This is a genomic window from Nocardioides sp. (genome assembly GCF_036405735.1).
GTDB lineage: Bacteria > Actinomycetota > Actinomycetes > Propionibacteriales > Nocardioidaceae > Nocardioides.
Genome location: NZ_DASWXC010000105.1, coordinates 1 through 6,707 on the forward strand (window position 1 = coordinate 1; position 6,707 = coordinate 6,707).

9 protein-coding genes are annotated in these 6,707 nt (G+C 72.4%); 6 read left to right on the forward strand and 3 right to left on the reverse strand.

All coding sequences use genetic code 11. From position 1 onward, the window contains the following. The 4 genes from infB to VGE38_RS16705 all read left to right on the forward strand — a co-directional run. Positions 1–2,029, forward strand: a 2,029-nt coding sequence (gene infB / locus VGE38_RS16690; RefSeq protein ID WP_331143685.1) for a translation initiation factor IF-2, incomplete at its 5' end; no start/stop codon positions are given. 75 nt (positions 2,030–2,104) lie between these two features. Then, complete coding sequence (rbfA, locus tag VGE38_RS16695; RefSeq protein ID WP_331143686.1) at positions 2,105–2,584, forward strand: 30S ribosome-binding factor RbfA; 480 nt, start codon at positions 2,105–2,107, stop codon at positions 2,582–2,584. Then, entirely contained in the window at positions 2,581–3,477 is an 897-nt protein-coding gene (gene truB / locus VGE38_RS16700; protein ID WP_331143687.1) for a tRNA pseudouridine(55) synthase TruB, read from the forward strand. The genes rbfA and truB overlap by 4 nt, the downstream gene beginning before the upstream one ends. A gap of 26 nt (positions 3,478–3,503) precedes the next feature. Next, on the forward strand, positions 3,504–4,454 hold the full coding sequence (locus VGE38_RS16705; RefSeq protein WP_414690997.1) for a bifunctional riboflavin kinase/FAD synthetase: 951 nt from the start codon (positions 3,504–3,506) through the stop codon (positions 4,452–4,454). A 58-nt stretch (positions 4,455–4,512) separates the two neighbouring features. Here the strand turns inward: VGE38_RS16705 and VGE38_RS16710 are convergent, their stop codons facing one another. Both VGE38_RS16710 and VGE38_RS16715 read right to left on the reverse strand, forming a co-directional pair. Further along, on the reverse strand, positions 4,513–4,671 hold the full coding sequence (locus tag VGE38_RS16710) for a hypothetical protein (protein WP_331143688.1): 159 nt from the start codon (positions 4,669–4,671) through the stop codon (positions 4,513–4,515). Between the two features lie 24 nt (positions 4,672–4,695). Continuing rightward, positions 4,696–4,821, reverse strand: a complete 126-nt coding sequence (locus tag VGE38_RS16715; RefSeq protein WP_331143689.1) for a hypothetical protein — start codon at positions 4,819–4,821, stop codon at positions 4,696–4,698. A gap of 71 nt (positions 4,822–4,892) precedes the next feature. On the opposite strand from VGE38_RS16715, the gene VGE38_RS16720 reads away from it, so the two are divergent. Further along, positions 4,893–5,432: a hypothetical protein gene (locus VGE38_RS16720; RefSeq protein WP_331143690.1), complete on the forward strand. Its 540-nt coding sequence runs from the start codon at positions 4,893–4,895 to the stop codon at positions 5,430–5,432. Between the two features lie 16 nt (positions 5,433–5,448). Here the strand turns inward: VGE38_RS16720 and VGE38_RS16725 are convergent, their stop codons facing one another. Next, positions 5,449–6,171 carry a L,D-transpeptidase family protein gene (locus tag VGE38_RS16725; protein ID WP_331143691.1) on the reverse strand — a complete coding sequence of 241 codons (723 nt, stop codon included), beginning with the start codon at positions 6,169–6,171 and terminating at the stop codon, positions 5,449–5,451. Between the two features lie 96 nt (positions 6,172–6,267). On the opposite strand from VGE38_RS16725, the gene VGE38_RS16730 reads away from it, so the two are divergent. After that, entirely contained in the window at positions 6,268–6,609 is a 342-nt protein-coding gene (locus tag VGE38_RS16730; RefSeq protein ID WP_331143692.1) for a PadR family transcriptional regulator, read from the forward strand. The last annotated feature ends 98 nt before the right edge of the window (positions 6,610–6,707 follow it).

Consider the following 6,707-nt stretch of genomic DNA (forward strand, 5'->3'; position numbering starts at 1 on the left):
CGGCGCGCCCGGCCGTGGCGGGTTCGGTGGCGGTCCCGGTGGTGGCGGTGCCGGTGCTCCCGGTCGCCCCGGTGGCGGCGGTGGCCGTCCCGGCCAGCGCGGCTCGACCCAGGGTGCGTTCGGTCGCCCCGGCGGCCCGTCGCGCCGTGGCCGCAAGTCGAAGCGGGCGCGTCGCCAGGAGTTCGAGGCCATGGAGGCCCCGACGATCGGCGGCATCCGCGTCCGCAAGGGCAACGGCGAGACCGTCCGTCTCCCGCGGGGCGCCTCGCTCACCGACTTCGCCGAGAAGATCAACGTCGACGCCGCCCAGCTCGTCCAGATGCTGTTCAGCCTGGGCGAGATGGTGACCGCCACCCAGTCCGTGGGCGACGAGACCCTGGAGCTGCTCGGCGAGGAGCTCAACTACGTCGTCCAGGTCGTCTCGCCCGAGGACGAGGACCGCGAGCTGCTCGAGTCCTTCGACATCGAGTTCGGCGACGAGGGCGACGCGGCCGACTGGGTCGTGCGCCCGCCGGTCGTGACCGTCATGGGTCACGTCGACCACGGTAAGACCCGCCTCCTCGACGCGATCCGCAACGCCAACGTCCAGGCCGGCGAGGCCGGTGGCATCACCCAGCACATCGGTGCCTACCAGGTGGCCACCGAGGTCGACGGCAACGAGCGTGCGATCACCTTCATCGACACCCCGGGTCACGAGGCGTTCACCGCCATGCGTGCCCGCGGCTCGCAGTCCTCGGACATCGCGGTCCTCGTGGTCGCCGCCGACGACGGCGTCATGCCGCAGACGGTGGAGGCGCTCAACCACGCCAAGGCGGCCGGTGTGCCGATCGTGGTCGCGGTCAACAAGATCGACAAGCCCGAGGCCGACGCCACCAAGGTGCGCGGTCAGCTGACCGAGTACGGCCTGGTGCCCGAGGAGTACGGCGGCGAGGCGATGTTCGTCGACGTCTCGGCCAAGTCGGGGCTCAACATCGACAAGCTGCTCGAGGCGATCGTCCTCACCGCCGACGCCTCGCTCGACCTGCGGGCCAACGCCGAGCAGGACGCCCAGGGTCTGGTCATCGAGGCCCACCTCGACCGCGGTCGGGGTCCGGTCGCCACGATCCTGGTGCAGCGCGGCACGCTGCGCGTCGGCGACTCGATCGTCGCCGGTCCGGCCCACGGTCGCGTCCGCGCCATGCTCGACGAGCATGGTCAGGAGATCACCGAGGCCGCCCCGGCGCGCCCGGCGATGGTCCTGGGCCTCTCGGCGGTGCCGGGTGCGGGCCAGAACTTCATCGTGGTCGAGGACGACCGGATGGCGCGCCAGATCGCCGAGAAGCGGGAGGCGCGCGAGCGTGCGGCCATGCAGGCCAAGCGTCGCGTCCGCCGTACCCTCGAGGACTTCATGGCCTCCATGGAGAAGGGCGAGAGCCAGGAGCTCAACCTCATCCTCAAGGGCGACGTGTCCGGTTCGGTCGAGGCGCTCGAGGACGCGCTGGCCAAGATCGACGTCGGCGACGAGGTCGGGATCCGGGTCATCGACCGCGGTGTCGGTGCCATCACCGAGACCAACGTCGACCTGGCGGCCGCCTCCGACGCCATCATCATCGGCTTCAACGTCCGCCCGCAGGGCAAGGCGACCGAGCTGGCCGAGCGCGAGGGTGTGGAGATCCGGTACTACACCGTCATCTACCAGGCCATCGAGGAGATCGAGGCCGCGCTCAAGGGCATGCTCAAGCCGGAGTACGAGGAGCGCACCCTCGGCCAGGCCGAGATCCGTGCGATCTTCCGCTCGTCGAAGATCGGCAACATCGCCGGTTGTATGGTCACCAGCGGCGTGATCCGCCGCAACGCCAAGGTCCGGGTCATCCGGGACGGCAACGTGGTGGCCGACAACCTCGACCTGGCCTCGCTCAAGCGCGAGAAGGACGACGCCTCCGAGGTCCGCGAGGGCTTCGAGTGCGGTCTCGTGCTGCGCAACTTCCAGGACATCAAGGAAGGCGACGTCGTCGAGGCGTTCGAGCTCGTCGAGATCCCGCGCGGCTGAGCCAGCTGCTGACACACCGGCGCCGCTGCAGCCCTCGGGCTGCGGCGGCGCCGGCCGTTTGAGAGAGTGAGAGACATGAGCAACCCCCGGGTGCGCAAGATCGCCGACCGGATCCAGGTCGTGGTGGCGCAGATGCTGGAGCGCCGGATCAAGGACCCCCGGCTCGGCTTCGTCACCGTGACCGACGTCCGCGTCTCGGGCGACAGCCAGCAGGCCACGATCTTCTACACCGTCATGAGCGACGACCCTGCCCAGCTCGACGCCACGGCGGCCGCGCTGGCCTCGGCGAAGGGGCTGATCCGGTCCGAGGTGGCCAAGCAGCTGGCCATGCGGCACGCCCCGTCGCTGGAGTTCATCCACGACGCGCTGCCGGAGACCGCCCGCCACCTCGACGAGGTGCTGGCCCGCGCCAAGGAGCTCGACGAGCAGGTGGCGGCCGCGCGCGTCGAGCAGTACGCCGGTGAGGCCGACCCGTACAAGAAGCCCCGCGAGGACGAGCTCGACGAGCTCGACGGGGACCTCGACGAGGGCCTCGAACGGGACGACGAGCGGTGAGCGTGGACTCCGGCCTGGTCGTCGTCGACAAGGCCGGGGGCATGACCTCGCACGACGTCGTCGCGCGGGTGCGGCGCCTGGCCGGCACGCGCAAGGTCGGCCACGCTGGCACGTTGGACCCGATGGCGACCGGCGTGCTCGTGCTGGGGGTGGAGCGGGCCACCCGGCTGCTCGGACACCTGATGCTGACCGAGAAGGCGTACGACGCCACCGTCCGCCTCGGCCAGCGCACCACCACCGACGACGCCGAGGGCGAGCTGGTCGCGAGCGCCTCGGCGGCCGGGCTGGGGCCGGATGCGGTGCGGGCGGCGTTCGCCACCCAGGCCGGTGACATCGAGCAGGTGCCGACCGCCGTCAGTGCGATCAAGATCGACGGCAAGCGCGCCTACGCGCTGGCCCGCGAGGGCGTCGAGGTGGAGCTCAAGGCCCGCCCGGTGACGATCCACGAGCTGGTGGTGCACGAGGTGCGGCACGCCGGCGACGCCGTCGAGGGTGTCGAGGCCGTCGATGTCGACATCTCGGTGCGCTGCTCGAGCGGCACCTACGTCCGTGCCATCGCGCGCGACGTCGGCGAGCTGCTCGGCGTCGGCGGGCACCTGACGGCGTTGCGCCGCACCGCGGTGGGCCCCTACGGGCTCGGTGTGGCCCGCACCCTCGAGCAGCTCCAGGACGGGTTCGCCGTGCTGCCGATCGCCGACGCGGCGCGGGCCGCCTTCCCGGCGTACGACCTCGACGCCGGGCGCGCGCAGGACGTCCGCTACGGCCGGCGCCTGGACCTGCCGTTGGCCGGCCTGACCGCCGTCTTCGCACCGGACGGCGAGTTCCTCGCCCTCTACGAGCCGGCCGGCGGGCCTGACGGGGCCGTTGCGCGACCGGTCGCCGTCTTCGTCTAGGAGACCGCCCCGCTAGAGTCGCCCTCGTGCTGCTGTGGCGATCCCTCGTCGAGGTGCCGGCCGATCTCGTGAACGAGTCCGCCCGCACCGCCGTCGTCATCGGGAACTTCGACGGCGTCCACCTCGGGCACCAGCACGTGCTGGCGACGGCGCGCGCGATCGCCGACGAGCGGGGCCTGACGCTGGTGGCCGTCACCTTCGACCCGCACCCCATGGCGGTGCTGCGACCCGAGCACGCGCCCACCACCCTGACCACGCTCGAGGTGCGGGCGGGCCTGCTCGTCGAGCACGGCGCGGACGCCGTGCTCGCGCTGCCGTTCGACCGCGACATGGCCAGCTGGACCCCCGAGGAGTTCGCGCAGCGGGTGCTGGTGGACACCCTCCACGCCGCGGCCTGCGTCGTGGGGGCCAACTTCCGGTACGGCAACCGCGCCGCCGGCGACGTCGCCTGCCTGGCGGGGTTCGGCGCCGACCACGGCTTCACGGTCGACGGCATCCCGCTCGACGGCGGGCCGCAGGTGTGGTCCTCGACCTACGTCCGCACCTGCCTGGCCGCCGGCGACGTCGCCGGCGCCGCGGAGGCGCTCGGCCGGCCGTACGCCGTCCGCGGCGTCGTCGTCAAGGGCGAGCAGCGCGGCCGCGAGCTGGGCTACCCGACGGCGAACGTGCCGACCGCGGCCATGTCCGCCAGCCCCAGCGACGGCGTGTACGCCGGCTGGCTGACCCGGTCCGACACCGGCGAGCGGTTCCCGGCCGCGATCAGCGTCGGCACCAACCCGACCTTCGACGGGGTGATCGTGCGGCGGGTCGAGAGCTACGTCCTGGACCGCACCGACCTCGACCTCTACGGCGTGGAAGTGACCGTCGAGTTCGTCGAGCGGCTCCGCGGCATGGAGGCGTTCGACTCGGTGGAGGCACTGATCGAGCAGATGCGCACCGACGTCGACCGCACCCGGGCGCTGCTCGTCGGACCGTGACCGGCCGCGAGGAGGTGCTCCGGGCCACCGAGGCGTGGTTCGCCCGGCACGGGCTGGCCTACTTCGTGCCCGAGGAGCGGGCCGCCGTGCGTGCGGCGCTCGCGCCGCGCCGGGCGCTGCCGCTGGCGGTGGCGGTCCTGCTGCTCGCCGCGTCGGCCGGGGCTGCGCTGGCGCTGCTCTCCGACGAGATCAGCGCCGGCCCGGCGCTCGTGGTCACGCTCGGCCTGCTCGCGGCGTTCGGCTACGGACTGACGGCGCTGCGGGCCAGGCCGATCCTGCGCTGGGCCCTGGCCCGCACGTTCGGATCCCTGGCCCGGCTGCTGCCGATGATGTCGCGGGCGCTGCCGCTGCTGCTCCTCTTCGTCACCTTCCTGTTCATCAACGCCGAGGTGTGGGACATGACGGCCCACCTGCCGGTCGGCGCTCTGGCTGGTCGTCGTGCTGTTCGGCGTCATCGCCACGGCGTTCCTGCTCGTGCGCCTGCCCGAGGAGGTCGACCTCGTCGACGACCACGTCGACGCGGCGTTCTTGACGCGTGCCTGCCGTGGCACGCCCGTCGAGCCGGCCTGCGCCGAGCTGCTCGAGTCGGGCGCCGACCCCGCGCCGTACGCCGAGGTGACCGGCATCGAGCGATGGAACCTGATCGTGGCGCTGCTCGTCATCCAGCTCGTCCAGGTGCTGCTGCTGGCGGGCGGGGTGTTCGCGTTCTTCCTGGTCTTCGGCTCGATCGCGATGACCGACGGCGTGCAGGCGGGCTGGATCGGGGCGGAGCAGCCGCAGGCCGCCTCGTGGCTGCCCAATGTCTCCGTGGAGCTGCTGCGGGTCTCGCTGTTCCTGGCGTCCTTCTCCGCCCTGTACCTCACGGTCTCCACGGTCACCGACGAGACCTACCGGGAGCAGTTCTTCGGGGGCGTGCTCCGCGAGCTGGAGCGGGCGGTCGGCGTGCGGACGGTCTACCAGGCGCTGCGCGCGGGCTGACGCCGGCGCAGGGCCGTCAGAGCCGCTGCACCACGCGCGGGTTCGCCCCGGGCCGCAGCCAGCGCACGATCCAGCGCATCGCCCGGGGGTTGCCGACCTGGGTGCAACCCAGCGTCGGCGCCCACCGGTGACCCGGCTTGGAGGTGTGGAGGAAGATCCCGCTGCCCTTGCCGGGCACCGGCCGGGGACCGACGCCGGGTCGCAGCCGGACGTTGTTGTAGTCGACGACGAGCCCCCAGCGCATGGACGGCCGGTCGCCGCTGCGGAGCCCCGGCACCTCGACCCAGGTGTTGTAGTCGGCACCCGCCCGGGACGAGACGTTCGAGGTCGGCAGCCGCCGCTTCCACGGCATCGGGCCGGGCGCGCGGCTGCCGGTGGAGAACGTCACCTTGATGCCGAACACGCCGACGGGGGAGCGACGGTCGCCCTCGCGCTGCTTCCCCCAGCCGCGAGACCCGATCGTGGACCGGAACTCGCGCAGCATCCGCCAGGTCCCGTCGGCCTCCCGCTCCCACGCCTGGGTGACGGTGCAGTAGACCCTGCGGCAGTGCTTCCGGCTCGAGACCGTCCGCACGACCTGGGTCGTGGTCGGGGGTAACTGCGCCACGAAGGTGGGTACGCCGGCCGGCGTCTCCGCGGCCACGCTGGCGGGTCCCCCCGGGCTGGCCACCAGGACCGTCGTGGCCGTCATCAACACGATCAGCGTCCCGAGCCAGCGCCGCACCATGGAGAGCATCATGCCAACCCGAGGCCACTGCAGGGGCCCGGCCACGCGACACGCCGACCGGTACTTCGCTCTGGCAGGTAGTGCGGATTCCACAGTAGTGTGCGCTGCGTGGATACCACCCAGCTGCTCAAGGGCGTGCTCGACCTCGCGGTGCTCGCGGTCGTCGAGGCCGAGGACGCCTACGGCTACGACATCGTCCGTCGGCTCCGCGACGGCGGCCTGACCGACGTCGGCGACGCGTCGGTCTACGGCACCCTGCGCCGGCTCTACTCCGCCGGCGCCCTCACGTCCTACGTCGTGCCGTCGGAGTCCGGACCGCACCGCAAGTACTACGGCATCACCCCGGCCGGCCGCGCCCAGCTCCAGCAGCAGCGCGACGACTGGCACACCTTCTCCACCACCGTCACCACGCTTCTCGGCAACCAGAGCCTGCAGGGGGTCAGCGCATGAGCACCACCGGAACCAGCCCGATCGCGCCCGAGGTGAGGCTCTTCCTCGCCCGCGTCCGCCATGAGCTCGCCGACCTGGACCCCGAGGAGGTCGCGGAG